Origin of the sequence: Holdemanella porci, assembly GCF_019052655.1 — a bacterium.
Classification (GTDB): domain Bacteria; phylum Bacillota_I; class Bacilli_A; order Erysipelotrichales; family Erysipelotrichaceae; genus Holdemanella; species Holdemanella hominis.
In genome coordinates this window covers 1-1,075 of the sequence record NZ_JAHQVB010000141.1, presented here as the reverse complement: position 1 = coordinate 1,075, position 1,075 = coordinate 1, and the positions used below count along the sequence as shown (strand labels likewise).

The 1,075-nt window shown below is 35.4% G+C and carries 1 protein-coding gene; it reads left to right on the top strand.

Features of this window, described 5'->3' with window-relative positions; all coding sequences use genetic code 11:
* A partial coding sequence (locus KTQ83_RS11825) for a transposase (protein WP_217256948.1) occupies positions 1–905 on the top strand: 905 nt, incomplete at its 5' end.
* Positions 906–1,075: the final 170 nt, after the last annotated feature.

Below are 1,075 nucleotides of genomic sequence, written 5' to 3'. Positions count from 1 at the left end.
GTAAAAAGAAGCATGAACTGCAAAGGTATCAGGAAGCATTTAAAGAAGATGCGTTGAAGATGTTTAAATACACCATATATTCTGATATTGCAGGAGATCGAAACAGTTTTTCGAAGACGGATCCAGATGCAACGTTCATGCACATGAAATACGATTACTATAATCATACCAATGTATTCAAGCCTGGATATAATGTACAGGTTGGAAGCAGTGACGGATATATACGACATGTATATGTATCAAGTGACGCCAATGATCTTAGAACATATATTCCATTTATGGAAGGCTATCATATGGCGTATGGAAGCTATCCATATGCCACACCTGCTGATGCCGGATACGGAAGTTTTGACAACTATAAATATGACAAGGAACATGGAATTCAATTGTATATGAAATACAGTGGAATGCGTAAAGAAGCTGAAAAGAAAACGACTAAGAATCAGTTTACCCGAGCACAGATGAATCCAAATGAAGAGGATAAGATCATTTGTCCAGCGAACCATGAATTTACATTGGTAGATACACGAATAGAACGACGAGGCGTGTATCCACGAGAAATCGAAATGTATCAGAATGAACATTGTGAAGGATGTCCGTTCAAATCAAAATGCACAAAATCAAAAAAGGGCCGAACGATACAAAGGTGCCGAGAGCTTGAATCCTACAAAAAAGAAGTCAAAGAAAATCTTTCGACTGAACAAGGTAAAAAGTATATGATACAACGAAGTATCTGGAGTGAAGGAATCTTTGGACAGATCAAAGAAGACAATCATTATGACAAATTACGTCGTCGCGGTATATCTGGTGTAAAACTGGAGATACTACTCGTATGTATCGGTCATAATCTAAGAAGATATCACACTCGAAAACTAGAATTCCAGAAAAATAACAAAATAAACTAAGGTCCTAAGAGTAAAAAAAATAATGAAAATAGATATCTTTTTTTAGTGCGCCCAAAAAGGCAGTAAGGTTAGATGTGTATTTTCATTTTTTATTTATGTAAAAGCTAATCAAACAAAAAGAAAGGAGCTGAACTCCATAAGTAATAAAATTTACTTATTCGTTACAGCTC